Annotated in this window: 27 protein-coding genes and 1 tRNA gene; 16 read left to right on the top strand and 12 right to left on the bottom strand. The window is 62.5% G+C overall.

Annotation, left to right across the window (positions count from 1 at the left end):
- Nucleotides 1–2: 2 nt before the first annotated feature.
- From mazG to X733_RS150180, 3 genes are all read right to left on the bottom strand, one after another.
- On the bottom strand, nt 3–827 hold the full coding sequence (gene mazG / locus X733_RS150190; RefSeq protein WP_023688462.1) for a nucleoside triphosphate pyrophosphohydrolase: 825 nt from the start codon (nt 825–827) through the stop codon (nt 3–5).
- An 80-nt stretch (nt 828–907) separates the two neighbouring features.
- Nucleotides 908–2,092, bottom strand: coding sequence for an amino acid aminotransferase (locus X733_RS150185; protein WP_023818879.1), 1,185 nt, complete (start codon nt 2,090–2,092; stop codon nt 908–910).
- Nucleotides 2,093–2,221: 129 nt separating this feature from the next.
- Entirely contained in the window at nt 2,222–2,659 is a 438-nt protein-coding gene (locus X733_RS150180) for a DUF3592 domain-containing protein (protein WP_196813731.1), read from the bottom strand.
- A 187-nt stretch (nt 2,660–2,846) separates the two neighbouring features.
- Here X733_RS150180 and X733_RS150175 point away from each other — a divergent pair, with 187 nt between their 5' ends.
- From X733_RS150175 to X733_RS150135, 9 genes are all read left to right on the top strand, one after another.
- Complete coding sequence (locus tag X733_RS150175) at nt 2,847–3,368, top strand: sigma-70 family RNA polymerase sigma factor (protein WP_196813732.1); 522 nt, start codon at nt 2,847–2,849, stop codon at nt 3,366–3,368.
- Nucleotides 3,365–4,141: an anti-sigma factor gene (locus tag X733_RS150170; protein WP_023818880.1), complete on the top strand. Its 777-nt coding sequence runs from the start codon at nt 3,365–3,367 to the stop codon at nt 4,139–4,141. Before X733_RS150175 ends, X733_RS150170 begins: the two co-directional genes overlap by 4 nt.
- 38 nt (nt 4,142–4,179) lie before the next feature.
- Nucleotides 4,180–4,896: a Bax inhibitor-1/YccA family protein gene (locus X733_RS150165; RefSeq protein ID WP_023818881.1), complete on the top strand. Its 717-nt coding sequence runs from the start codon at nt 4,180–4,182 to the stop codon at nt 4,894–4,896.
- A gap of 178 nt (nt 4,897–5,074) precedes the next feature.
- Nucleotides 5,075–5,953, top strand: a complete 879-nt coding sequence (locus X733_RS150160; RefSeq protein WP_023818882.1) for an aldose 1-epimerase family protein — start codon at nt 5,075–5,077, stop codon at nt 5,951–5,953.
- Between the two features lie 23 nt (nt 5,954–5,976).
- Nucleotides 5,977–6,753, top strand: a complete 777-nt coding sequence (locus X733_RS150155; RefSeq protein WP_023818883.1) for a pyrroline-5-carboxylate reductase — start codon at nt 5,977–5,979, stop codon at nt 6,751–6,753.
- Nucleotides 6,754–6,860: 107 nt separating this feature from the next.
- Nucleotides 6,861–7,637 (top strand): DUF2066 domain-containing protein, encoded by a 777-nt coding sequence (locus tag X733_RS150150; RefSeq protein ID WP_245274439.1) that lies wholly within the window; start codon nt 6,861–6,863, stop codon nt 7,635–7,637.
- A gap of 70 nt (nt 7,638–7,707) precedes the next feature.
- Nucleotides 7,708–8,610 carry an alpha/beta hydrolase gene (locus tag X733_RS150145; RefSeq protein ID WP_023818885.1) on the top strand — a complete coding sequence of 301 codons (903 nt, stop codon included), beginning with the start codon at nt 7,708–7,710 and terminating at the stop codon, nt 8,608–8,610.
- 189 nt (nt 8,611–8,799) lie between these two features.
- The gene (locus tag X733_RS150140; RefSeq protein ID WP_023818886.1) at nt 8,800–9,129 is read left to right on the top strand and encodes a hypothetical protein; all 330 of its coding nucleotides are present in this window, start codon (nt 8,800–8,802) and stop codon (nt 9,127–9,129) included.
- A 341-nt stretch (nt 9,130–9,470) separates the two neighbouring features.
- Nucleotides 9,471–10,232 carry a GNAT family N-acetyltransferase gene (locus X733_RS150135; protein WP_023818887.1) on the top strand — a complete coding sequence of 254 codons (762 nt, stop codon included), beginning with the start codon at nt 9,471–9,473 and terminating at the stop codon, nt 10,230–10,232.
- 23 nt (nt 10,233–10,255) lie between these two features.
- Here X733_RS150135 and X733_RS0134835 read toward each other — a convergent pair whose 3' ends face one another.
- The 7 genes from X733_RS0134835 to X733_RS150105 all read right to left on the bottom strand — a co-directional run bounded on the left by X733_RS0134835 (nt 10,256) and on the right by X733_RS150105 (nt 17,772).
- The gene (locus tag X733_RS0134835) at nt 10,256–11,065 is read right to left on the bottom strand and encodes an MBL fold metallo-hydrolase (protein ID WP_031193348.1); all 810 of its coding nucleotides are present in this window, start codon (nt 11,063–11,065) and stop codon (nt 10,256–10,258) included.
- 3 nt (nt 11,066–11,068) lie between these two features.
- Complete coding sequence (locus X733_RS150130) at nt 11,069–11,857, bottom strand: TatD family hydrolase (protein WP_023818888.1); 789 nt, start codon at nt 11,855–11,857, stop codon at nt 11,069–11,071.
- Entirely contained in the window at nt 11,857–13,407 is a 1,551-nt protein-coding gene (gene metG / locus X733_RS150125; protein ID WP_023818889.1) for a methionine--tRNA ligase, read from the bottom strand. The genes X733_RS150130 and metG overlap by 1 nt, the downstream gene beginning before the upstream one ends.
- Nucleotides 13,408–13,498: 91 nt before the next feature.
- A complete protein-coding gene (locus tag X733_RS150120; RefSeq protein ID WP_023818890.1) occupies nt 13,499–14,554 on the bottom strand; it encodes a DNA polymerase III subunit delta' in 1,056 nt (351 codons plus the stop codon).
- Complete coding sequence (gene tmk / locus X733_RS150115; RefSeq protein WP_023748651.1) at nt 14,551–15,225, bottom strand: dTMP kinase; 675 nt, start codon at nt 15,223–15,225, stop codon at nt 14,551–14,553. Before tmk ends, X733_RS150120 begins: the two co-directional genes overlap by 4 nt.
- A gap of 72 nt (nt 15,226–15,297) precedes the next feature.
- Nucleotides 15,298–16,464 (bottom strand): D-alanyl-D-alanine carboxypeptidase family protein, encoded by a 1,167-nt coding sequence (locus tag X733_RS150110; protein WP_023818891.1) that lies wholly within the window; start codon nt 16,462–16,464, stop codon nt 15,298–15,300.
- A 102-nt stretch (nt 16,465–16,566) separates the two neighbouring features.
- Nucleotides 16,567–17,772 (bottom strand): septal ring lytic transglycosylase RlpA family protein, encoded by a 1,206-nt coding sequence (locus X733_RS150105; RefSeq protein ID WP_023701721.1) that lies wholly within the window; start codon nt 17,770–17,772, stop codon nt 16,567–16,569.
- Nucleotides 17,773–18,067: 295 nt separating this feature from the next.
- On the opposite strand from X733_RS150105, the gene X733_RS0134840 reads away from it, so the two are divergent.
- Together X733_RS0134840 and X733_RS150100 are read left to right on the top strand one after the other, a co-directional pair.
- The gene (locus tag X733_RS0134840) at nt 18,068–18,547 is read left to right on the top strand and encodes an MgtC/SapB family protein (RefSeq protein ID WP_027050850.1); all 480 of its coding nucleotides are present in this window, start codon (nt 18,068–18,070) and stop codon (nt 18,545–18,547) included.
- Between the two features lie 206 nt (nt 18,548–18,753).
- Nucleotides 18,754–18,843: transfer RNA gene (locus X733_RS150100), tRNA-Ser, on the top strand.
- A 147-nt stretch (nt 18,844–18,990) separates the two neighbouring features.
- Here the strand turns inward: X733_RS150100 and X733_RS1000000170230 are convergent.
- The gene (locus X733_RS1000000170230; RefSeq protein WP_023691300.1) at nt 18,991–19,152 is read right to left on the bottom strand and encodes a hypothetical protein; all 162 of its coding nucleotides are present in this window, start codon (nt 19,150–19,152) and stop codon (nt 18,991–18,993) included.
- Nucleotides 19,153–19,338: 186 nt separating this feature from the next.
- Between X733_RS1000000170230 and X733_RS150095 the strand changes: the two genes are divergently transcribed.
- Nucleotides 19,339–19,530: a DUF3606 domain-containing protein gene (locus X733_RS150095; RefSeq protein ID WP_023668952.1), complete on the top strand. Its 192-nt coding sequence runs from the start codon at nt 19,339–19,341 to the stop codon at nt 19,528–19,530.
- A 148-nt stretch (nt 19,531–19,678) separates the two neighbouring features.
- Nucleotides 19,679–19,873 (top strand): hypothetical protein, encoded by a 195-nt coding sequence (locus tag X733_RS1000000169585; protein ID WP_155924210.1) that lies wholly within the window; start codon nt 19,679–19,681, stop codon nt 19,871–19,873.
- Nucleotides 19,874–19,878: 5 nt separating this feature from the next.
- Here X733_RS1000000169585 and X733_RS1000000169590 read toward each other — a convergent pair whose 3' ends face one another.
- Nucleotides 19,879–20,625 carry a hypothetical protein gene (locus X733_RS1000000169590; protein ID WP_155924211.1) on the bottom strand — a complete coding sequence of 249 codons (747 nt, stop codon included), beginning with the start codon at nt 20,623–20,625 and terminating at the stop codon, nt 19,879–19,881.
- 412 nt (nt 20,626–21,037) lie between these two features.
- Here X733_RS1000000169590 and X733_RS1000000167175 point away from each other — a divergent pair, with 412 nt between their 5' ends.
- The 3 genes from X733_RS1000000167175 to X733_RS150080 all read left to right on the top strand — a co-directional run bounded on the left by X733_RS1000000167175 (nt 21,038) and on the right by X733_RS150080 (nt 23,615).
- Nucleotides 21,038–21,427, top strand: a complete 390-nt coding sequence (locus X733_RS1000000167175) for an FdtA/QdtA family cupin domain-containing protein (protein WP_023818893.1) — start codon at nt 21,038–21,040, stop codon at nt 21,425–21,427.
- A gap of 64 nt (nt 21,428–21,491) precedes the next feature.
- Complete coding sequence (locus tag X733_RS150085; RefSeq protein WP_031193351.1) at nt 21,492–22,688, top strand: FAD-dependent oxidoreductase; 1,197 nt, start codon at nt 21,492–21,494, stop codon at nt 22,686–22,688.
- Nucleotides 22,689–23,615 carry a glycosyltransferase family 2 protein gene (locus tag X733_RS150080; protein WP_023818895.1) on the top strand — a complete coding sequence of 309 codons (927 nt, stop codon included), beginning with the start codon at nt 22,689–22,691 and terminating at the stop codon, nt 23,613–23,615.
- The last annotated feature ends 32 nt before the right edge of the window (nt 23,616–23,647 follow it).

Consider the following 23,647-nt stretch of genomic DNA (forward strand, 5'->3'; position numbering starts at 1 on the left):
GATTATTTCACGCCCTTGGCCTGCTGCCAGAGCACTTCCATCTCGTCCAGCGTGGCTTTTTCGAGCGTGCTTCCCGATGCATCGATCGCGCGCTCGACATAGTGGAAGCGCGAGCGGAACTTTTCGTTGGTGCCGCTAAGCGCCGCTTCCGAATCGAGCTTGAGGTGACGCCCCAGATTGACGACGGCAAACAGCATGTCGCCGAATTCGTCCTTGATCTCAGCCGTTTCGCCCTTAGCCAGTGCCTCGCGCAGCTCGCCGATCTCTTCCTCGATCTTGTCGAGGATGGGTGCTGCCTCGCTCCAGTCGAAACCGACACGCGCTGCCTTTTCCTGCAGCTTCAGCGCACGAGTCAAAGCGGGCAGGGCGACGGGCACGCTGTCCAGGAAACCCTTGCCATGGTCTTCGGGGTCGAGGCCGCGGGCGAGGCGCGCACTTCGCTTTTCGGCTTTTTCCTCAGCCTTGATCTTTTCCCACATGCCCTTTGCCATGCCGGCGCTGCGCGCCTTCTCGTCGCCGAAGACATGCGGATGGCGCCGGATCATCTTGGTGGTGATGGCCTCGACCACATCACCGAAGGCAAAATCGCCGGCTTCCTCAGCCATCTGCGCGTGGTAGACGACCTGCAGCAGGAGATCGCCGAGTTCGTCGCGCAGATCGTCGAGATCGCCGCGCGCAATGGCGTCCGCCACCTCATAGGCTTCCTCGATCGTATAGGGCGCGATGGTCGAGAAATCCTGCTCGATGTCCCAGGGACAGCCGGTCTTCGGCGCCCTGAGCGCCGCCATGATCTCGATCAGCCGGGAAATGTCGCGCGAAGGTTTCATGCGGCGAATGCTATCCCGCTGCCTGTCGTGCGGCCAACGCTGTCAGCTGGCGGCCTGACCTTGTCCACAGCTCAGCCGTATCAGCCGAGTACCGACACAACCGCCTTGGCGAGGTCATCCATGCCGTCCTCGGGCAGGCCGGCGACGTTGATGCGGCTGTCGCCGACCATGTAGACGCCATACTCGGCACGCAGCCGCTCGACTTGCGCCTCGGTCAGGCCAAGCCTGGAAAACATGCCGCGATGGCTGGCGATGAAGTCGAAGCGGTCGGAGTTGGACTGCCGGCGCAGCGCGTCGGCGAACTGGACCCGCAGCCTCAGCATGCGCAGCCGCATCTCCTCCAGCTCCGCCTCCCAGTCGGCGCGAAGGCCATCATCTTCCAGCACCATGCGCACGGCGGCGGCGCCGTGGTCCGGCGGCATCGAATACATGGCGCGCGCCGCCGCCAGCATCTGGCTCATCGCGACATCGGCTTGCGCGCTATCCTTCGCCAGGATCATCGCCGCGCCGACGCGGTCGCGGTAGACGGCAAAGTTCTTCGAGCAGCTCGAGGCAACGACCATTTCAGGCACCTTGGCCGCGAGAAGGCGCAAGCCGGCGGCATCGGCGTCGAGGCCTTCGCCAAAGCCCTGATAGGCAATGTCGACAAAGGGCAACAGCCCGCGCTCGACGACAAGATCGGCGACGCTGGCCCATTGCGCGATATCGAGATTGGCGCCGGTCGGGTTATGGCAGCAGCCATGCAGCAGCACGATATCGCCGGGCCCGGCTGCGCCAAGCGTTGCCAGCATGTCGTCGAAGCGCACCGCGCCGGAAGCGGCATCGAAATAGGGATAATCGCGCACCTTGAGGCCGGCCCCGCGCATCACCGGCGGGTGGTTCGGCCATGTCGGGTCCGACAGCCAGACGGTTGCGTCGGGGCGGGTCCGCTTCAACAGCTCCGCCACCAGCCGCAGCGCGCCCGAACCGCCCGGCGCTTGCGCGGCGCGGATGCGCGTCATGTCGGCGGCGGGGCCGAAGGCCAGCTTGACCATCGCCGTGTTGAAGCCGGTGTCGCCGGCAAGGCCGAGATAGGTCTTGGTGTCCTGGCCCTGCAGCAACCTCTTCTCGGCCTCGCGCAGGGCGCGCATGACCGGCGTCCTGCCGTCGCGGTCCTTGTAGACGCCGACGCCGAGATCGATCTTGCCGGGGCGCGGATCGGCGCGATAGAGGCCGATCAAGGCGATGATCTTGTCAGCCGGGGCAGGTTGTAGGGTCTCGAACATCAATACGGCTCCAATGGCGGCGGAGTAATACGCAAAGCGGCCGCGTTTCGCCAGTGCTTCCATCTGCGCCAGTCCGCTAGCTTACTGGACCGTTACGCCAAGCTTTGTCTGTACGGCAGGGGTCGGCGGCTATGGCGACGGGTTCATTCCAATCCGCCGGATAAGCACCCGTCCAATCACGGCGAGACCGATGCCGGTCAGCAGGGAGAAACCGCCGAGCATGCCGGCCAGCCCGGCAAGGAACCAGCGTCCGGCGAAGCTGTCGACGGAGGCATTTTGCGGATTGGTTGGGTCGTAAGCGACAGGGACGCTGTCGCCATCACCCCAGAACGAGCTGTGGACGGCATTGTTGAAGCGGATGACGGTGCCATCGGCGGTCGAGAACTCGATGCGGGGATTGTATTCGGCGGCGACAATCCTGCCTGTCGCCGAAGCGGTACGAGGGCCGTACATCTCGACGATGGCCAGCACGCCGGAAGCGATCAGTCCGACAATGCCAAAGATGATGAACACCCTGCCGACGACCGGCAACGCTGCAAAACCCGTTACACGACTACCATTGGCCATCTTTTGCTCCTGGGACAGACGGATAAGGCTAGACTTCATCCATAAAGCAAACATCTGCCGCACGGGAGATGGGTAAGTGCGCAGCGGACTTCTGATTGCATGATGCCTATTGTGGCGACGCAAAAAAGTTTTGGTGGCGATGGATTAAGATCCCCGCCTGTTTCGTAAACGGGGCATGAAACGGTCGATGCCACGCTTCGATATTGTCGGACAGCTGGGTTCGCTCAGGCGCTACGCACGCTCGCTGACGCGCGACGGCACTGACGCCGAGGATCTGGTGCACGATGCGCTGGTGCGCGCCTACGAGCGGCGCGACACATTCCGCTCGGGCGGCAATCTGCGGGCATGGTTGCTGTCGATCGTCCACAACGCTTTCATCGACAAGATGCGCTCGCGCCGGTCGGAAGCAGCGCGTGTCGAGCAGGCCGGCTATCTCACCGATGCCAGCACCCCGGCGCCTCAGGAACATTCCGTGCGACTGGCGCAGGTGCGCGAGGCCTTTTTCAGTCTGCCGGAGCAGCAGCGTTCGGCGCTGCATCTGGTCGCCATCGAGGGCCTTTCCTACCAGCAGGCCGCCGACGCCAGCGAGGTGCCGCTGGGCACGCTGATGTCGCGCATCGGCAGGGCGCGCGCAGCACTGCGCGAGATGGAAAACGCTGCACCTTCGCCGGCCAAAAGCCATCTGAGGATCGTGGGAGACCCGTCATGACCGACCTGTTGCGGGACCCGGTGACCGATACCGATCTCGACGCCTATGTCGACGACCAGCTGGATGTCGCGCGCCGCATCGAGGTCGAGGCGTTCCTGTCGGCTCGTCCGGAGGCTGCGGCGCGGGTGATGTCCGACTTGAGGACGCGCGACGAACTGCGCCTGGCGCTGGCTGCTTCCACAGGCATGGCGCGGCCGGCGACGACTGAAGTCGCGCGCCGGCTGGGCAGGGGGCTGGCCAGTCGCCGCGTCTTCGCCGTGCTGCAGCGGGCGGCGGCGGTCGCCATCTTTGTTGCTGCCGGCTGGCTGGCGAACGGCCTCTTCGGGCCGCTGCTGGTGAGCAAGGTTGTGGCTTCGCCGCCGCCGCCCGCCTATGTCGAAGAAGCGATCCGGGCGCACAAGACGACGCTCATGCGCGAGGCGATGCCCTCGCAGTTGGAGGCGCCCAACTACAATGGCGACGAAATCCGCGCCGCCACCGCAATCGTCATGCCATCGCTGCCCAAGGAGTGGAAGGTTCGCGACGTGCAGATCTATCCGTCGCGCTTCGGGCCGAGCGTCGAAGTGGCGCTGGAGACGAAGGATATGGGGCTGGTCTCGCTGTTTGCGATCCGGCCCGGAACCTTCGACGTGGTCAAGCCTGCCATCGCGCCCTCGGGCGATATCTCCTCGGCCTATTTCCAGATCGGCGAGGTCGCGTACGCGGTCGTCGCGCGCAGCGATGTCCACGACCTCGACCGCGCCGCCGAGACGCTTGCCAAGACACTTTACTGATCAGGACACTTTACTGAGACCACATAAGGAGAACCCGCATGAATACCCCTGACCTCGGATACCGCATGGGCACTGGCGCGCGCGCCGGCGCCGTCTATGACGAGGGCCTGCGCAGCCACATGCTGCGTGTCTATAACTATATGGGCATCGGCCTCGTCGTCACTGGCATCGTCGCCATGGTGGTCGCTTCGACGCCGGCCCTCTACGTGCCGATCTTTTCCAGCCCGCTGAAATGGGTGGTGATGCTGGCGCCGCTCGCCTTCGTGCTGCTGTTCTCGTTCAAGATGCAGACGATGTCGGCGGCGAGCGCCCAGTTGATGTTCTGGGCCTTCTGCGCGGTGATGGGCCTGTCGCTGGCTTCGGTGTTCCTGGTCTTCACCGGCACCAGCATCGCGCGCACCTTCTTCATCACCGCCACGATGTTCGGCGCCACCAGCCTCTACGGCTACACGACCAAGCGCGACCTGACCCAGTTCTCGTCCTTCCTGATCATGGGCCTGATCGGTGTGGTGATCGCCAGCGTCGTCAACATCTTCCTTGGCTCGACCGCGCTGCAGTTCGCCATCTCGGTGATCGGCATTGCCGTCTTTGTCGGCCTGACCGCCTGGGACACGCAGACGATCAAGGAACAGTATGCGGAGAATTTCGATGCGGAATCGCAGCAGAAGCTCGCCGTCTTCGGCGCGCTGTCGCTGTACCTGAACTTCGTCAACATCTTCCAGCTGTTGCTGACTTTCACCGGCGAGCGCGAATAGTCGAACCGTAGCAGGGCAACAATCTCGATCTCGCAGTGGCCGGAGGAGAATCTTCTCCGGCCACTGTCGTTTTTGCCGTCGAGACATCGCTCCTCTATCAGCGCGATGTCGCTGCGCCCTTGAGTCCATGCGGGCTTTTGCTAACCTGCCGCTCGCACGCAGCTTTCCGCGAGAACGCATGGAACAAGTGACGCTTCACGGCGACGGCATTTCGGCGACCATTGTCGGGCAGGGGGCCGAGCTCGTCTCCTTGCGCAATGCCGAGGGTCTGGAGTTTTTGTGGCAGGCCGGGCCGGAATGGCGGCGGCATTCGCCGGTGCTGTTTCCGATCGTCGGCCGGCTGAAGGGCGACCAGCTTCGCCATCGGGGCCAGGTCTATCCCCTGACGCAGCACGGATTTGCGCGCGACAAGCCATTTGTGTGGGCTGACGCGAGCCCCCGATCCTGCACGCTGGTGTTGACCGACGATGCCGATACACGCACGCGCTATCCGTTCGCCTTTCGCCTTGCCATCACCTATACGCTCGAGCGTCGGGAACTTGGTGTGAGCTTCGAGATTGCCAACACCGGCGACGAGACGCTGCCAGCCTCCATCGGTGCACATCCGGCTTTCAATTGGCCATTGCAGCCGGGGCTCGCCAAGACCGACTACCACCTGACCTTTGCCCAGGACGAGCCGGCGCCGATCCGCCGGCTGAAGGATGGCCTGGTGCTGGCTGCACCGCGGCCGACGCCCATCGAAGGCAAAACGCTGGCGCTTTCCGAACAGCTGTTCGAGGCAGACGCCGTGATCCTCGACCGGCCGGCCAGCACCAGCGTGCGCTATGCCGCCGCGAACGGTGCGGCGATCGAGATGTCGTGGCAGGGTTTTAAGGAACTGGGCATCTGGTCGAAGCCGGGCGGCGCTCCGTTCCTGTGCATTGAACCCTGGCACGGGCTTGCCAGCCCCGTGGATTTCGAAGGCGAGTTCGCGGACAAGCCGGGCGTGATGCTGATCGCGCCCGGTGAAAAGCGCGTGCTGAGCTATCAGGTACGGCTCGACCATGCGCCGCTGTGACCGATGAACCAGAGACAGGCGCGATGAAACTTGGCTTCATCGGCACGGGTGCCCTTACAGCGGCCATTGTCAGCGGGCTCAAATCCGTCGCGGATAACTCCGTCTCCGTGCTGCTGTCGCCGCGCAATGAAGAGATCGCCGCAGAGCTGGCAGCCCCTTATCCGGATGTGCGTATCGCTGATGACAATCAGGCGGTTCTCGATCAATGCGACCTAGTCATGCTGGCTGTCCGGCCGCAAATTGCGCATGACGTCCTGCCGGGTTTGCGGTTTCGGCGCGAGCATCACCTCATCAGCTTGATCGCCACGCTGCCGCGCGAGGAGATTGCCGGCTTGACCGCACCAGCGCACCAGGTGACGAAAGCGCTGCCCATGCCGATGATTGCCCACCGGCTGGGGGCAACGATCATCTGCCCGCCGGATGCCACTGTCGCTGCCTTGTTCGGCAATCTGGGGAAAGCGATCGAGGTCGAGAACTCAGCCGAATTCAACGCGTTGAGCGTGGCCACCGCAACCTATGCCAGCTACTTTAGATATCTCGATACGATTAACAGCTGGCTCAAGAGGAATGGCGTGGAGGAAGGGAAGGGGCGCGATTACATCGCCTCGCTTTTCAAAGCCTTGGGAAGCGCTCCTGATATGTCGCCGGATGCCGACTTCATGAATCTGGCGCAGGACTATGCGACGCGCGGCGGCATCAACGAACAGGTTCTTCGCGAACTGACGGCGCAAAACGGGTTCGAGGCGCTTACCGAGAGCCTGGACGGCGTACACCGGCGCATCGTCGGCGATACGCCTTGATGGGCGGTACCTTGAAATTCCCTGATGATCAGGAGTATGGCTCCAACGGATGTTCCGGACCGTTTCGGGAGGGTCGGCGGGTGCCTGGATGCTTGAAATTGGGCTTTGTGGCAGCGGCGCTGGCTGTGCTGATTGTCGTTCCGGTCGCTGCCGCCGACATCGACCGCGCCAGCCTCTACCGCGCGCAATCGGTGACCAGCGGCACTGGCGAGGAGAACCGGGCGTGGGGCCTGGCGCCGTGCCTTGAAGAGGTGCTGGTCAAGGTTTCCGGCGACCCGCGGCTGATCGGCGACCCGCGTGTTGCGGACATGAGCCGGCACGCGGCCGACTATGTCACTGGTGTCGGCTACCGCGACCTGCTCAACAACCGCCCGCCGCATGACGAGCAGGGCACCCACGACCGGCCGCATTACATCACCGCCGATTTCGACCCGGACAAGATCGATGCCTTGCTGGCGTCGCTCGGGCGCAAACCGTGGGCGGTGCCGCGGCCAAAAATCGTCGCACTGCTGGATGTAAGGCCGATGAAAGGCGACGGCTTCACGCTGGTGCGCGATGGCGGCGGCGAGCTTGCGGCGGATATGCGCGTTGCGCTGGCGGACGCGGCGCACCGGACCGGTTTGCCGCTGGAGTTGCCTCGGCCGTCCGACGTCGCGCTAGCCGACGTGGCCAACACGCTGGATGGGGACGCCCTGCTTGCCGGCACTTTGGTATGGCGCCAGGAAGCGCTGGGCTGGGTCGGCGACTGGCGGCTCAGCTTCAAGGATAAGGAGTATCGCTGGCAGGTACGTGGCGTCAGTTTCGACGATGCGTTCCGCAACGCCACGCGCGGAACGCTGCGGATCCTGTCGGGCAATGGAGAGCCGGAAGCCGTCAGGCCCTGACTTCAAGGGAACCTTCTTGCCGGAGCGCCGTAAACAAAGTGGCGGGCAAGCTTTGAGCAAGGAGGTAGAATTGCAACATCGCCGGATCGACGTTGACGGAAACAGCATCTTCTATCGCGAAGACGGCCCGCCTGATGCTCCCGTCCTCCTGCTGCCGCACGGCTATCCGTGCTCGTCCTATCAATTCCGAAGGTTGATGCCGGCACTTGCCGATCGCTGGCATACATTCGCGCCGGACTTTCCCGGCTTTGGCTACAGCGCCACGCCCGAAATGTCGGTTTTTGGCTATGATTTCGATGCCTATGCCGGGTTTCTGACAGCTTTCGCCGATGCGCTCGGCATGTCGCGCTATGCTCTCTGGCTGCACGATTATGGCTCACAGATCGGACTGCGCCACGCCATCGCACATCCCGAGCGCATCGCGGCACTCATCATCCAGAACGGCGATATATACCAGGATGTTCTCGGGCCGAAATACGCTGGGATAAAAGCCTATTGGAAGGAAAAGACGCCCGAAAAGCACCGGCCGTTGGAAGAGGCGGTGAGCGAGGAGGGGTTCCGGCACGAGTTTGTCGGAGAGGTGGATGACGCTGTAGCCGAGCGCGTGCCTCCCGATCTTTGGAAACTCCACTGGCCTTTGATGGGCACGCCGATCCGCCGGCGGCTCGCGGTCGGCCTGATGGAGAAGCTGGAGGCGAACCTCGGCTGGTTCCCGCGCTATCAGAGCTATCTGCGCGAGCACCAACCGCAGACGCTCATCGTCTGGGGCCCCGAGGATGGTTACATGCCGGCACAATCGGCGCATGCCTACCACCGCGATTTGCCGGAAGCAGAACTTCATCTCATCGGCGGCGCCGGCCACTGGCTGCTCGAAACCCATTTCGATGAGGCGCTTCCCCTGGTGCGCGATTTTCTGGCGCGCGTCCACAGTCAGGAAGCGAAAGGGACGGGCCGGGCGGCCGGCCGGGCGTAGACCCCTCCGTTGCGGCCATCCGATCAATCTGCAACCATGGCGTCATGATGGAGAGTCTGCCGCGCCCTGGCCTCTGCTGCAAATCGCGATCGAGCCGAAGTCGCGGGCGGATCAGGAGAAGCTGCTTGTCGCTTCGTCCAAGCTCGCGCCTGACGACCGCGACCCGTCCGCTGCCATGGCCATGGCCAGATGACGTCGCCAAGATTCTCCTCGCGGGCAGGGTTCCTTGTCGGCCTCGGCATCACGCCCGTCGCCTTTTTCCTGACGCTCTATTCGGCCGGAGCCGGGCATGGCGACTATGGGCTGGCGCGACTTCTCTATCCGGTCCCCATGCTGGCAACGCTGTTGACCAACACAACGATCACCGGCCTTTCCATCGGATTGGCTGCGCTGCAGTTTCCTGCCTATGGGGCATTTGTTGCGGGCGCCGGCGGCTCCAGATGGCTGGCCCTTGGCGTCTTCCATCTTGTTGCAATCGCAGCAGCCTTCAGCGGCCTCCTGGAAAGCTTTTCGGGATGACGCTCCTGTTCGTTATCCTGGTGCCAGCCCGTCGAGCAGGAAGTCGAGGCCTTTGCGAAAGGCGCCATCCCTTGAGAAATGAAGACCACGCCAACTCATTTCGCCACTGCTTCGTCAACGTTCCTCCCGCCAAGCGATCAGAGCCGCCGGCCTGCATCTCAGTCAGCAGGGCGTATATTGGCACGCCCCTAATGGAAGCAGCAGCCACATATGAAAGTCGCATAAGATAGATTATGGAACTTGTGCATTAGACTGAAGCTGGAAATTGCTGCGATTTTCACGGGTTTGGCATGATCGACGCGTGTTGCCTTGAGCCGAAAGGCCAACGCTACGCTGTGTCGATGACGACAGCAAAGCGTGACATCGAAGCGGCGATCGAAGTGTTCGTGCACGGCTTCAGTACCGATAAGAGCCGTTCCTTTCCCTACGAGGCCAGCCGCGTCGGACCCTTGTGGCTGATGCGCGATGCCGAGCGCAAGAATGCACGCGACTACCGTGGCGAAGAATGGATCGTCCATGACGTCGCCGCCGAGGAAGCCGATGCCATCGTGCGGCAGCATGCGCGGCCAAGCTTTGCCGTTTCGGTCGTGATCGCGAATGACGGCCCGGACGAACCGACGCGAACTGCCTACAAGGCGCTCGGCTACCGGCTGCTGCGGACGGAAGGCTTTTTCGTCCAGTCGCTGCGCCAAATTCCAGACCCGCCAGCAATCGTCTCTATCGAACGCGTGAGGACGGCTGAACGCGCTGCACAACTGGGAAAGGTCATACGCAGGCGGCCACTTCCAGACGATCAACTCGGCGACGATGCGCCGTTTCGCCAGTATGTGGCGCTCGATGGCGACGCCATCGTCGGGCGTGTGCGCAGCATAGACGCCGTCGGCGCCACATGGTGCTCGGCAATGTTTGTCGAGCCTTCGCAGCGGCGTCGAGGCATCGGCCAGGCGCTGATGGCCAAAATGCTGCATGACGACAAAGCGCATGGGTCGCGGTGCTCGATGCTGTTGGCGACGCGTGCCGGAGCGCTGCTTTATCCCCGCATGGGCTATGAGCGGATTGGAACGCTGCTGATCTTCGCGCCGAAGAACCGAACGTCCTTATAAAGATCTGCTCGTATCATGCTTGCTCATAAAGGAATTTCGATCACCATGCCGTCATAGGCCGGAGTGACGTTGGCCGGCACCTCGGCCTTCACCGTGGCATAGTCGAGCGGCACATGCATATGCGTCAGCACGGCCTGTTTCGGCGCCAGTTTTTCAATCCAGCCAAGCGCCTGACCGAGCGACAGATGACTGGGATGGGTATGGTACTGCAAGGCATCGATGACCAGCATTTCCAGGCCGCGCAGCCGCTCGGCGGTGGTATCCGGGAAGTCGCTTATATCGGGGCAGTAGGCCAGCCCGCCGATGCGGAAGCCGAGCGAAATGATGTCGCCATGGATCTGCGGCAGCGGCTCGAGGGTGAGGGCACCGCCCTCGCCTTCGATCGTCACCGCGCTTGCGTGATCGATGATGTGCGGCCTGACGATCGGCGGATAGGAACTGCCAAGCGGCGTCTCGAAGCAATAGCCGAACGCTTCGCGCAGCCTGAGCATGGTCGGCTGGTCGGCATGGACATCGATCAAATGGCGCTGCTCCAGCACGTAGCCGCGCAGATCGTCGATGCCGTGGATGTGGTCGGCGTGCGGATGCGTATAGACGACGGCGTCGATGCGCCGGACCGCCGCCATCAGCATCTGCTCACGGAAATCAGGCCCGGTGTCGATGACGACCGTGGTTCTGGCGCCGTTGGCTGCTATCCGCTCGACGAGCGCGGCTGAGCGTGTACGCCGGTTTTTCGGATTGGCCGGGTCGCAATTGCCCCAATCGCCGGTGATACGCGGCGTGCCAGGTGACGAGCCGCAGCCGAGGATGGTGAGGCGCAGCCGGTCGCTCATGCGTCAGAGCCCGGCGGGCCGCGGCATCTTGCCGAACAGCCGGAAGAAGTTCTCCGTCGTCAGCGTCGCGATCTCGGCTTCGCCAACGCCGACCGTCTCCGCCAGCACCTTGGCTGTATGCGCGATATAGGCCGGCTCGTTGCGTTTGCCGCGGAACGGCACCGGCGCCAGATACGGTGCGTCGGTCTCGACCAGCAGCCGGTCATGCGGCACATCGGCTGCGATGGCGCGTAAATCGGCGGAGTTCTTGAAGGTCAGTATGCCCGAGAAGGACACATAGCCACCAAGCGCCACGCCGACCTCTGCCAGCCGTCGCCCCGACGAAAAACAATGCAGGATGAAGGGGAAGGCGCCCTTCCCTGTTTCGTCTTCGAGGATGGCAGCCATGTCGTCATCGGCATCGCGCGAATGGATCACCAGCGGCAAGCCGGTCTCGCGCGCGGCCGCTATGTGAGTGCGAAAGCCCTGCGCCTGCGCATCGCGTGGCGCCTTGTCGTAAAAATAGTCGAGCCCGGCCTCGCCGATCGCCACCACCTTCGGGTGCGCGGACAGGCGCACAAGGTCCTCAGCCGTCACATCCAGTTCTTCGCCGGCATTGTGAGGATGGGTGCCGACCGAGCAATAGATTTCGTCGAAACTCTCGGCAATCTCAAGCACTTGCGCAAACCGCTTCACGCGTGTCGAGATGGTCACCATGTGACCTATACCGGCAGCCTTTGCGCGGGCGACGATGGCCGCCCGCTCCTCGGTGAAATCCGGAAAGTCGAGATGGCAATGGCTGTCGACGAGCATCAGGCGCTCGCCTCAGGGTTTTCGACATAACGCGGAAACACGCCCTCCGGCGCGGGCAGCGCCGTGCCGGGCACCAGCGCATAGTCGGCATGGACATGCGCGAAGTCACGCTTGTCCGCCGGCACCGCCAGCAGGTCCAGCAGCTTGCCGGCCGACCCCGGAATGTAGGGCTGGCACAGCAATGCCACGCGCCGCACCAGTTCGGCGGTCGTCCACAGCACTGTTTCCATGCGCGCCGGATCGGTCTTCTTCAGCGCCCAGGGCGCCTGCGAGGCGAAGTAGCGATCCGCTTCCGCCACAACGCCGAAGATCGCCGCCAACGCGAGATGGATGCCCTGTTCCGCCATCGCCTGGCGCGCGGTACCCAGCGCTTCCACCGCCTGGTCGAGGATCGCGCTGTCGGCTTCGGTCAGCTCGCCGCGATGCGGCACCACGCCGCCGCAGTTCTTGGCGATCATCGACAGCGAGCGCTGCGCCAGATTGCCGAGACCGTTGGCGAGATCGGCATTTGTGCGGTTGACGATCGCGTCATGGCTGTAGCTGCCGTCCTGGCCGAATGGCACCTCACGCAAGAAGAAATAGCGCACCTGGTCGAGGCCGTAATGCTCGACCATGGTGAAGGGGTCTACGACATTGCCGACCGACTTCGACATTTTCTCGCCGCGGTTGAACAGGAAGCCATGCGCGAAGACGCGCTTCGGCAGTTCGATGCCGGCCGACATCAGGAAAGCCGGCCAGTAGACGGCATGGAAGCGGACGATGTCCTTGCCGATAATGTGCGTGGCCGGCCAGTAGCGCCATTGCTCGGCCTTGGTGTCGGGATAGCCGGCAGCGGTGATGTAGTTGGTCAAGGCATCGACCCAGACATACATCACATGCTTGTCGTCGCCGGGCACCGGCACGCCCCAATTGAAGGTCGTGCGCGAGACCGAGATGTCCTTGAGGCCGGACCTGACGAAGCTCATCACCTCATTTCGGCGCTCGGCCGGACCGACGAAATCGGGCTGGCTTTCGTACAGCGCAAGCAATTTGTCCTGATAGGCGGAAAGCCTGAAGAAGTAGCTTTCCTCCTCATTCCATTCGACCGGCGAGCCAAGCGGCTCGCGGCGCACGCCGTCGTCGCCGAGCGTGGTTTCGCTCTCTTCGAAATAGGCTTCCTGGCGGACCGAATACCAGCCACTGTAGCGGTCGAGATAGATGTCGCCATTGGCCGCCATCGCCTTCCAGATCGCCTGGCACGACTCGTAGTGGCGTGGTTCCGTCGTGCGGATGTAATCATCATTCGAGCCGCCCAGGACCTCTGTCATCGAACGGAAGATCGCCGAGTTGCGGTCGGCAAGCGCGAGTGGCGTTATGCCTTCCTTCTCGGCCGTCTGCTGCATCTTGAGGCCGTGTTCGTCAGTGCCGGTGAGGAAGAGCACGTCCTTGCCGTCCAGGCGCTTGAAGCGGGCCAGCGCGTCGGTCGCAATGACCGTATAGGCGTGGCCGATATGCGGCTTGCCGTTCGGATAGAAAATCGGTGTCGTGATGTAGAATGTGTCGCGTGACATGAATGAACCGTCATGAATGTCCGAATTGAGTGTGAGCGGTGGATATCGCATCGAGACGGCGATTGCCATCCCGACCCAATGCCGAAACCGGTCACATTCGCATTGCGGAATTCAGGCGGTCGATCATGGTCAAGGCGTGCTGCTTCTTGTCAAGATTGTAGGTATCGGTCTCAGATATGGCGTTCAGCGCCTCGTGCCAAGTGTCGGACAGCGTTTTCGCCCGCGCGAGATCCCCGGCCAGCGCGGCTTCACTGGCGCCAGTGGAGAGCAGATCGAGCGCGCGGCGGTTGAAGATGTCGAACTGGATCGCCTGGTTGCGGCCGGCGACGGCATCGGCAAGCCGATAGGCTCCGGCGATGTCGCTCTTGCCCGACGTGACCAGGGCGTCGAGCGTGCCGGCAATCTCCAGCCCGCCATATTGGGTCAGAAGGATCGCATTGCGGGCGCTGCCCCCTGCCCGTTCCGCCAGTGCCGCGCGCGCGGCAGGATCGGAAGGTGGCGGCGGCTCGACGGTCTCCAGAACACTCATCAGGCTGCCGGCATCGAGCGGCGTCAGCCGCACCATCTGGCAGCGCGAACGGATGGTCGGCAAAAGGCTGCCCGGCGCATGCACGATGAGGATGAACAGCGTGCGGCTCGGCGGCTCCTCGAGGTTCTTCAGCAAGGCATTGGCGGCGTTGGTGTTCATGTCGTCGGCCGGATCGACGATCACCACCCGGTAGCTGCCGTCATGCGAGGTCAGCGACAGGAAGCGGTTGACCTTGCGGATCTCGTCGACGGTGACGACGGTCTTGAAACTCTTGGTCTTGTCGTTCAGCGGCCGGGTCAGGTGCAGCACGCCGGGATGCGCCCCGGTGGCGATCTGGCGAAACAGCGGTGAGGCCGGATCGGGAACGGCAAACACATCCGGCGCCTGGTCGAAGGCCGGATGCTTCAACAGATGGTGCGCCAGGTGAAAGGCAAGCGTCGCCTTGCCGATGCCGACCGGCCCGGCAAAGATCAACGCATGCGGCAGTTTTCCCGAGCGATAGGCGGCAGCGAGCATCGCGGCCGCCTGCTCATGGCCGACCAGGCGCAGCGTCTCGGACGGCTCCGGTACACCGTCCAGTGTGTCGTGCTGCTCGGGAGCGATGCGTTCGAAGATCATGCGGGCGCCGCCTGTCGGTTGCGCGCGGGCGCCCTCGCCTCAAGTGCGGCGAACACCACCGCGGTGATGACATCCTCCACCGCAGCGGGAGGCGCCGACGCGTCGATCACGATGCAGCGGTCCGGCTCGGCGGCTGCGATCGCCAGGAAGGCGTCACGGCGGCGCTGGTGGATGTCCAGCGTCTCCTTTTCGAAGCGGTCCGGACCGTCCTCGGCGCCACGCCGCGCGGCGGCGCGCCGCAAGCCCTCGGCGGGGTCAATGTCAAGGATCAGCGTCATGTCCGGCATCATGCCGTTGACCGCGACCTCCTCCAGAGCTTCCATGAAAGCCGGATCGAGGCCGCCGGTGACGCCCTGATAGACGCGCGACGAATCCAGGAAACGGTCGCAAAGCACGATGGAGCCGCGCTCCACCGCCGGCCGGATGACCTGCTCGACATGGTCGGAGCGTGCGGCGGCAAACAGCAGCGCCTCCATCTTCGGCCCGAAAGGCTCGGCGGCGCCGGACAGGAGCACGTGCCTGACCGCCTCGGCGCCGGGTGACCCCCCGGGTTCGCGGGTGAGGAGGACATCGTATTTCTTGGCGCGCATCTTCTGGGCCAGCCGTTCGATCTGCGTCGACTTGCCGGCGCCCTCGCCGCCTTCGAAGGTGATGAAAAATCCGCTTGCCAATCGAAAGGCCTTTGTCCTGCTTTGCGCTGGTGTCTTAGTCCGCGCCCGAGAAAAGGTCCACGCCGCAGGAACTCAACGCAGCCAGCCTACGGCCAGTTCCCTGGCGGCATCAAACGCGCGTTGCGGCAGTGTGCCGACGCCGACCGATTCGGCGGCGAAAAGCGGCGTTTCCTGGCTCAGCGTATCGCCGCTCCAGACGCGCAGCGCGCCGACGGGTTGCCCCTCCTCCACCGGCGCCGATACCGGCCCCTGATAGACGATCCTGGCGGTCAGCTTGTCGCGGTTGGCGATCGGCAGCAGGACGTCGATCGGCGCCTTTGCCTTCAGCGCTACGCTGGATTTGGCGCCGCCGAACACCTGGGCCTCGCCGACCACTTCGTTGCCAGCGAAAATCTCGGTCTTCTCGAAGGAGCGGACGCCCCATTCGAGCAGCTTGCGCGCTTCCTCGGCGCGCTCGCGATCATTGGCCAATCCGCTCATCGCCGCGAACACCCTGGTTCCGTCATGGCTGACCGAGCCGACAATGCCGAAACCGCCCGCCTCGCTCGACCCGACCGCCAGCCCATCGGCGCCGATGCCCATGGCCAGCAACGGGTTGCGATTCTTTTGCGAGATCTTGTTCCAGGTGAAATCGGCCCGGCCGTAATAGAGATAGAGATCCGGATATTCGCGCCATATATGCAGGCCAAGCTGCGCCAGTTCGCGCACTGTCGTCTGCTGGCCGTCGGCCGGCAGGCCGGTGGAATTGACAAATGTCGATTTCGGCAGCCCGATCTGGCGCGCGCGATCGTTCATCTGCGCCGCGAAATTCTCTTCCGAACCGGCCATGCCTTCGGCCAGCACCATGCAGCCGTCATTGGCGGCCTGTATGGTGACCCCCTGGATCAGATCCTCGACCCGGATCGCCGATTTGAGCTTGGCAAACATGGTCGACGTTCCCGAAGGCGCACCGCCCTTGCGCCAGGCATTTTCCGAAACCACGAAGGTGTCGTCGAGGCTCATGCGCTTCGACTTGATGGCGTTGAAGACCATCTCCATCGTCATCAGCTTGGCCATCGAGGCCGGCGGGATCGGTTGGTCGGCATCCTTGGAAAACAGCACCGTGCCGGTTTCGGCATCGATCATGAAAGCCTGCGTCGCCTTGGTCTCGAAAAGCTGCGCGTTGGCCGGAACCAGCGCGGCAAGCAAGAAGCCAAGGCCAAAAAGCCCGGCAAAAGGGTGGAAAAGGCGAAATCGCATGAAGAGGCTCGACTGTTAGCCGGCAGAAACTTGCCGCAACGCTATCAGGCTTCTTCCCGGCGGATCAACCGCGCAATGACAAAACCGGCGTGCCTTTGTTGGTCAGTTGCGCACAGCCAGCGCGTCCGGCGCGCCATGCGACCATGCCGCGCGCAAGAGGTCGTCGACATTGCCATGGCCATCCGGATAGAGATTGACCGCGTACCAGTCATTGCCGTCGAGTTCGGTGCTCTGGATTTCGGTCCTGCCGAACGGTTCGAGAGCCGCAGCCACCCGCTTTGCCTCGGCGGCATCGTCGAAGGATCCGGCGGCGACATAGTCGGAAACGGCAGGCGATGCCTGCGGGTTGGATTTCTTCCACGATTGCAGGATGTCGGCTGGCGACATGCCCTGGTCGTCAAGCGCTGCAAAGACGTCGGCGCGCTGTACGCGCTCATCCGCATAGGAGAGCGAAGCCACGGCAAAGGGCGATTCCGGGCGCTGAGGCACGATCGGCCCGAATTCAGGCAGCGTCACATCGCTTGAGGCCGGTGCCTGCATCGACATCACTGGCTGTGTGTCGGAATTCGTCAACTGACCAGGAAACGGCACTACGGCAGGGGGTGCGCCAACAGATAGGCTCGGCGAAGGTCCGTTCATCGCCACCATGACGCCGGTCGGCAAGCCATCGGACGGGTCCGGTCGGTTGCCCGGGCGGTAGGAGGCGACCAGATATTGGTCGTCGTCGCCGTCGAGCGGTGCGCGGCCAATATATTCCACCTTGACCCTGGCCGTGCCGACCTTGGCATAGTCGAGCATTTGCGCGGCGCGTTCCGAGACATCGATGATGCGTCCCTCGTGATAGGGGCCGCGGTCGTTGACGCGCACGATGACCGAGCTTCCGGTCTCGGTGTTGGTGACACGGGCGTAGCTTGGCAGCGGCATGGTCGGATGCGCCGCCGTCAGATGGGTCATGTCGTAGACTTCGCCATTGGCTGTGAGGCGACCGTGGAAGGCATCGCCATACCAGGAGGCGAGACCGACCTTGGCGTAGCGCTTGTCTTCCTTGGGGTAATACCACTTGCCGCGCACCTGATAGGGCTTGCCCAACTGGTCGCGGCCGCCGCCGCGCCGCATGTACTGAACGCGCGGGCTGGCCTTCACGCCGTACTCGGTCTCGGCAAAATATTCCTTCGAGCGAGGCTTCTTGTAGACCATGGCTTTCGGCTCGGACTGCGGCGACGCGCACGCGGCCAGCAACGCAGCCGAAAGAGCGCACAACACCAAAGCAGGAGCGCGACGAAGACGCCGATGCGTCGTGGTCTGCATGTTTTCCGATGTCCCCTACCGTCTCGACACAGGCGCCGCTTCTAGAATTTCGGCGGAGCCAGATGAGCAATGCCTGCGACGCGCCAATCCCCATCCCTTGTGCGCAGGAATTGTTTATCAGCGTATTAATCGATTGTGTCCGGAACCGGGCAGGAATGTGGCGGCCAGGTCCCGGGCTGGCCGGGCGCCTGTGAGGAGGCATCCGAGACCTCTGTCCTTTGGAGTCTGGAAGTGAACCTGTGGCATGAAGCGCGGCTGCCTGGAACCGACCGACCCGAGATACGTTCTGCGCCTCATGGATGAATTCATTGAACGTTTCGGGCAACAGACGTGGCTGCCCTTTTCCGTAATTTCAGCCAGGCTTTTGCTCGCGGCCGTCCTTGGCTCCATCGTTGGGATCGAACGCGAATGGCGTAACCGACCGGCCGGATTGAGGACACACATCCTGGTCTGTGTTGCGACGGCTCTAATTGCCATCCTCACGATCGAGATTACTCATCTTCACGTCTTCGATGGTCAGGAAATCGCCATTGATCCTATCCGCTTGATCGAAGCCACGACTGCCGGCGTGGCATTTCTGGCCGCGGGCTTGATCTTCTTCTCCAAGGGCGAGGTTCAAGGGCTTACCACTGGGGCGGGCATGTGGCTGGCAGGCGCCATAGGCCTGGCGGTTGGGCTCGGGTTCTGGCAGATCGCGGCTTTGGCTACCTTGCTCGCACTTGTCGTGCTGGGTCTTCTGCAACTTGTGCAGGTCGGCAGCAAGGATCGCAATTAGATCCCGGCTCCTTCGAAAACGGGTTCGCAGCTCCGTTCGGGTAACGAACGCCACCCCCTATTATCCATGGCAGCGCCGATGGTTGACTTGGCGATGGGCAACGCTCTAGATGAACCGCAAGCTGGTCCGGAAGGATAGGTATCATTCGATACCAACTGTCGTTCACTGGGTCGGTTGATGTTCCTAGATGATTGAAAAGTCACGTTGGAGGGATGGCCGAGCGGTTTAAGGCACCGGTCTTGAAAACCGGCGTGGGTGCAAGCCCACCGTGGGTTCGAATCCCACTCCCTCCGCCAGATATTTGGCTACCGTGCTGAATTGCCTCTGTATTTTCAAAGAGGGCCAAATCTTTCCTAAGTTATTCCTAACTTCCTAAAACGAAGAAGCCTGCCACCGCGAGGCAGCGGGCCAGCGTGAGCGCAAACGTTGCGCCAGCCTCAGGATCAACGTTCGTCCTGGCGATAGAGCCGTTTGGTCGCGCGGTCGCTTTCCATGCGTTCTGCAGGACCACGGTGGCGTCGGGTCATAAGAACGTATGCCATCAATAGGGCCAGCAACAGTGGCCCACCAGCAACGACGATCAACCACATCACACTTTCAAACATGAGGCATCTCCTTCACGTCACAACCGTCAAGGAGAAGAACCGTTCCGTTCAAAGTTACAGCAACACCAGCACCTCCTGCGACTGAGGGCCGTTTTCCCATGTGACCGTTTCGGAAATCCGGGCTCCGCTGCAACAAAAGGCTGCGGCTGCACGTTGCGGTTGATCATTCAACCAGGAGCAAAGCAAATGGCTGACGACAAAACGAAGACGGACTTCCGCGATCGGGACCGCGTCTCTGCCGATGAGGATTATGAAGTCGAGTATTTCGCCACCAAGGCCGGCATCACCCCGCAGCAGGTCAAGGAATTGATCGCGAAGCACGGCAACCGACGCGAGACGCTGGAGCGGGAAGCGAAGGCTCTGGGGAGCGGTAGGTAGGCCGGCATGCCAGAGTACCAGGTGGAAGAGTGGCATGGAGAGGAGTGTGTCTCAACTCAGGCCACGAGCGCCGATGATCCGTTATCTGCGGTAGAGAAGGTCACGGGCCAAAGGGTGTCGCCTAGAGCGCTTCAGGAGCATTGGTTTCGTGTGGTCGATGAAGATGCGCGAAGCACGCATGAATTCAGCCTTGAGGACGGCGGCCCGGCTGGAGATTTCGCAAAATAGCCATGACCAGAATCTCGGACCTGCATTGGGACCAACGCTGCAGATAGGCGAGAAAGGTGCAGCCGCCGGGCGGACCCGACGGCTTATCGTCGATTGGATCGCTGCCGCCGCATGAGGGCCTCAAGGCGTGGCCGGCGCCAGCTTGGCGGCTACTTGGTCGATCTTGTCGGCAAGTACGCTATTGGCCCAATCTGTCACCTCAGGGTCAACGGGCTTGTTGGCCATTTGGGCAAGGGCTGCATCGATCGATGGGACGTTGGCAGCGGCAGCTGTGGCGGCGGTCTGAGCAGCGGCCGCATCCTGGGTGGCGTCATCGAGCGCTGCCTGTGCTGCATCGAGGTCGGCCTGCGTCGGGACATCTTCGGGCGGGGTATTCGGGTCAGCCGCTTTCGCATTCAGCGCGTCGAGCGCCGCTTTGGCGTCGGCAACCGCCTGATTAGCGGCATCGAGCGCCGATTGAGCGTTCTTGGCTATTGCCGACTGTGTCACAAAAGCCTGCACGCCAGCGAAGTTCTTGCTCTTGGAGTGCATAAAGGCGTTGGCGTTGCGCTGCAGTGAGTTCAACCGGCCCAGCTTGGCATGGATATTCTTTTCCTTGGACACTGAAGCGGTAGCGGCCTTGGCGACCTGGCCCTTGGCGGCCTGGCCCTTGGCTGATGCCGACTTGCCGTGCGAACCGCCGCCTCCGCCATTGCTGCTAGTATTACCCTTTCCTCCGCCATTGCCATTGCCATTACCATTGCCATGGCCGTTACCATTCCCATGGCCGTTGCCACCAGCACCAGCCAGGGCCGGCGACACCAAGAGCGCGAGCACCGCGAATGCAGCAAAAAGGGTCTTGCGGGATGTCATAATTTCCTCCGACATTGCCACCGCCACTAAACGTATAGCCGGCAACATGAGGAATCGCTAATACAAAGGGTAAACTTAGATATAGCTGTGCTTTCATTACGAGAACGAAGGGGCGGCCACCCAACGCAAACCGCATAAGTCTTTGAAATTGCTGAAGTAGATCACCCTCCTTGGAACCGGCCGGCCTTCCGAACTCAAAGGTCCTAGACCGCTCGGACCAAGGTCTTAAGCCGTGGTTTCGGCCGCGACTCAGAAGTCGTGACGGCGCGGCGACCTTCGGTAGTCGGCACCTATCGGCCTGAGGCCGAGCTCGACACCGATCCGCTGCAGTGTTCCCAAACACCGCCTAAGTGGTTGTATTCCCTGTCTTTTGATATAAGCGCTAGTCTGAGGTAAAATTTCGACCGGCATCTGGCGGGCTTACGTTATGCAGCATCGAACGTTCTTTGGCGGCAAGGTCACCGAGATCCCCACTTCGTTACATTGCGATCCCAGGGGAATGCTGACCGCTATCGAGTTCAGCGGTTACAATTTCCAAGCCGTGCGGGCGTTCGTCGTCACCGCGCCGCGCGGCACGTCGCGGGGGGGACATGCACACGGCTCGGGCCGGCAATTGATGATGCAGCTGTCGGGCGAGATCGGCATCGAATTTCGCTACCAGGAACGGATCGAACGGCTGACGCTCACCTCATCGAACCGCGCGGTGCTGGTCGACGCCCCGGTGTGGGCGCTGCAGACCTATGAAGGCGAGAACCCGTCTTTGCTGGTTTTCTGCGATACCGAATACGACCCTAAAGACTACGTCTCGTATCCCTGATGACAATCGTCAGGAAAGGAGAGGCCGCGATGCGCGCCAGGACATGACAGCGCCTCGCGGCAGAATGGCTATTCTCGGCGCCGGCATCATGGGCGCCAGCCTCGCTCTCATGATGGCCCGCAGAGGCTACGCGGTGTCCCTCTTCGACAAGGAGAGCGAGCCGATGGTCTGCGCCAGCCGTTGGAACGAGGGCAAGATTCATCTCGGCTATCTCTACGGGAACGATCCCTCGCTGCTGACCGCCCGGCATCTGCTTTCGGGAGGACTGTGTTTCGGCAGGCTTGTTTCCGAGCTGATCGGAAGCAATCTGGAAGCGCACACGACCTTTTCGGAAGACCTTTATCTGGTCCATCGCAACTCGGTCGTCGCTGTCGAGGCGCTGGGGGCGATCTTTGAACGTGTAGATGTATTGGTGCGCAGCCACGCTGACGCCACCAGCTACCTTGCCGACGTATCGGCGGCGCGATCGAATCGGCTTTCCAAAACTGAATTGGCCGATGTCACCAACTCGGACCAGATCGTCGGCGGCTTCCAGGTGCCGGAGCGATCCGTCAACACGCGATGGGTTGCCGACCGGCTTTGCGCCGTGCTTCGGAGTGAACCCAACACCAGCTTGCGAATGGCGGCCAAAGTCCTTTCGGCACAGCCGGTGGACGGAATTGACGGGAAATGGCGCGTGGCGGTCGCAGGCGAAAAAAGTGAGGCGTTCGACATCGTCGTCAATTGCCTTTGGGAGGGGCGGCTGGCTGTCGACCGCACGGCCGGCATCGAGCCGGTTCACGGATGGTCGCACCGCTACCGGCTTTGCCTGTTCGGCCGCACCAGGCAGCCTGTCGATGTGCCGTGCGCGGTCGTCGCCCTTGGCCCGTTCGGCGACATAAAAAACTATAACGGGCGCAACTTCTATCTCTCCTGGTATCCGAGCGGGTTGCTTGCGGAGAGTGGCGAATTGTCGATCGAAACGCCACAAGCGCTCGATGCCGACGCACGAGAGCGGTTCATCGGCGACGTTCGCGCCACGCTCACTCGGTTGGTGCCCAGTGTTTCCAGCATGTTCGACGATGCCGAGGAACTTGAGGTACGCGGCGGCTTCGTGTTTGCGCAAGGGCGTGGTTCGCTCAGCGACCCGAAAGCCACGATCCATCGCCGCGACCAATTCGGGGTCAACCGCCTGGGCAACTACATCTCGGTCGACACAGGTAAATATTCGACGGCGCCGTGGCTTGCCGACAGGCTGCGGCAAATCTGCGGGATCGAGTGAATGGGTGAGACAGAACACGGCGGCGCGAAGCAGGTAGCGCAGAAACAAGTCGAGCTTCGATCCGGCTGGCGGCCGAAGGTCACCGCGCTGATGCCATGCTACAATTCGGCGGCATTCATTTTGCGTACGCTGGACAGCCTCGCCGCGCAGACCTGGGACAATATCGAGATCCTGGTCGGCGAGGACAATTCGACCGACGCGACATTCGAGATCGTTTCGGCCTTCGCCGGCGGCCGCGACGATGTCCGTATCCTGCGCCGGGACAAAAACCTGGGATGGCTGAAGAACTCCAACGATCTGATGGCCAATGCCAGCGGCGAATTGATGTTCTTTGCCTTCCATGACGACGTCATCGATCCAACCTATATCGAGGCGCTGGTGCGGGCGCTCGATGCCAATCCCGAGGCCGTACTGTCGTTCAGCGATGTCGAAGTGATCGAAGTCAGACGCGAAAGTGCCACGTGGAAGTTCGACCTGCTGGAGGGCTTGCAGGACGGTTTTGTGCGTGGCCGGGTGATGGCGCGCCAGCCGCATGGATGGTGGGTCCCCAACCGTGGGGTATTCAGGGCCTGGGCGTTCCACCGCAGCGGCGGGATCAAGCCCAACAGCCAAGGCGAATTCAGCGCCGACTGGACCTGGCTTCTGCATCTGTCGCTGCTCGGCGGCTTTGTCCGCGTGCCGCAAGTGCTCTGCCACAAATACTATCGGGCGGGCAGCATCAGCCGGCGCTGGGAACGCAACAGCACCCAACGAAGGGCATTGAGGGCGGCGGGGATAAGGGAGGTCTGGCACAGCGAGGCCGGCCTGGCACAGAGAACCTTCCTCGCTGCCTATATCGCCTTGCGGCCGTGGCGGTGGCTGCCGCGATCGCGAGAAGCGGAAAGACGGGGAAACAGGCAATCGGTGCATGGCAGCCCGGACAATTAAGAATGGCGCCGGCGACGTGTCAAAGCGGCTGC

The sequence above is a fragment of the Mesorhizobium sp. L2C066B000 genome (assembly GCF_000502335.1).
Lineage (GTDB): Bacteria > Pseudomonadota > Alphaproteobacteria > Rhizobiales > Rhizobiaceae > Mesorhizobium.

Coding starts and splice junctions, on each gene's coding strand:
- mazG (WP_023688462.1), bottom strand. CDS start 827: ATGAAACCTTCGCGCGACATTTCCCGGCTGATCGAGATCATGGCGGCG.
- X733_RS150185 (WP_023818879.1), bottom strand. CDS start 2,092: ATGTTCGAGACCCTACAACCTGCCCCGGCTGACAAGATCATCGCCTTG.
- X733_RS150180 (WP_196813731.1), bottom strand. CDS start 2,659: ATGGCCAATGGTAGTCGTGTAACGGGTTTTGCAGCGTTGCCGGTCGTC.
- X733_RS150175 (WP_196813732.1), top strand. CDS start 2,847: ATGCCACGCTTCGATATTGTCGGACAGCTGGGTTCGCTCAGGCGCTAC.
- X733_RS150170 (WP_023818880.1), top strand. CDS start 3,365: ATGACCGACCTGTTGCGGGACCCGGTGACCGATACCGATCTCGACGCC.
- X733_RS150165 (WP_023818881.1), top strand. CDS start 4,180: ATGAATACCCCTGACCTCGGATACCGCATGGGCACTGGCGCGCGCGCC.
- X733_RS150160 (WP_023818882.1), top strand. CDS start 5,075: ATGGAACAAGTGACGCTTCACGGCGACGGCATTTCGGCGACCATTGTC.
- X733_RS150155 (WP_023818883.1), top strand. CDS start 5,977: ATGAAACTTGGCTTCATCGGCACGGGTGCCCTTACAGCGGCCATTGTC.
- X733_RS150140 (WP_023818886.1), top strand. CDS start 8,800: ATGACGTCGCCAAGATTCTCCTCGCGGGCAGGGTTCCTTGTCGGCCTC.
- X733_RS150135 (WP_023818887.1), top strand. CDS start 9,471: ATGACGACAGCAAAGCGTGACATCGAAGCGGCGATCGAAGTGTTCGTG.
- X733_RS0134835 (WP_031193348.1), bottom strand. CDS start 11,065: ATGAGCGACCGGCTGCGCCTCACCATCCTCGGCTGCGGCTCGTCACCT.
- X733_RS150130 (WP_023818888.1), bottom strand. CDS start 11,857: ATGCTCGTCGACAGCCATTGCCATCTCGACTTTCCGGATTTCACCGAG.
- metG (WP_023818889.1), bottom strand. CDS start 13,407: ATGTCACGCGACACATTCTACATCACGACACCGATTTTCTATCCGAAC.
- X733_RS150120 (WP_023818890.1), bottom strand. CDS start 14,554: ATGATCTTCGAACGCATCGCTCCCGAGCAGCACGACACACTGGACGGT.
- X733_RS150110 (WP_023818891.1), bottom strand. CDS start 16,464: ATGCGATTTCGCCTTTTCCACCCTTTTGCCGGGCTTTTTGGCCTTGGC.
- X733_RS150105 (WP_023701721.1), bottom strand. CDS start 17,772: ATGCAGACCACGACGCATCGGCGTCTTCGTCGCGCTCCTGCTTTGGTG.
- X733_RS0134840 (WP_027050850.1), top strand. CDS start 18,068: ATGGATGAATTCATTGAACGTTTCGGGCAACAGACGTGGCTGCCCTTT.
- X733_RS1000000170230 (WP_023691300.1), bottom strand. CDS start 19,152: ATGTTTGAAAGTGTGATGTGGTTGATCGTCGTTGCTGGTGGGCCACTG.
- X733_RS150095 (WP_023668952.1), top strand. CDS start 19,339: ATGGCTGACGACAAAACGAAGACGGACTTCCGCGATCGGGACCGCGTC.
- X733_RS1000000169590 (WP_155924211.1), bottom strand. CDS start 20,625: ATGTCGGAGGAAATTATGACATCCCGCAAGACCCTTTTTGCTGCATTC.
- X733_RS1000000167175 (WP_023818893.1), top strand. CDS start 21,038: ATGCAGCATCGAACGTTCTTTGGCGGCAAGGTCACCGAGATCCCCACT.
- X733_RS150085 (WP_031193351.1), top strand. CDS start 21,492: ATGGCTATTCTCGGCGCCGGCATCATGGGCGCCAGCCTCGCTCTCATG.
- X733_RS150080 (WP_023818895.1), top strand. CDS start 22,689: ATGGGTGAGACAGAACACGGCGGCGCGAAGCAGGTAGCGCAGAAACAA.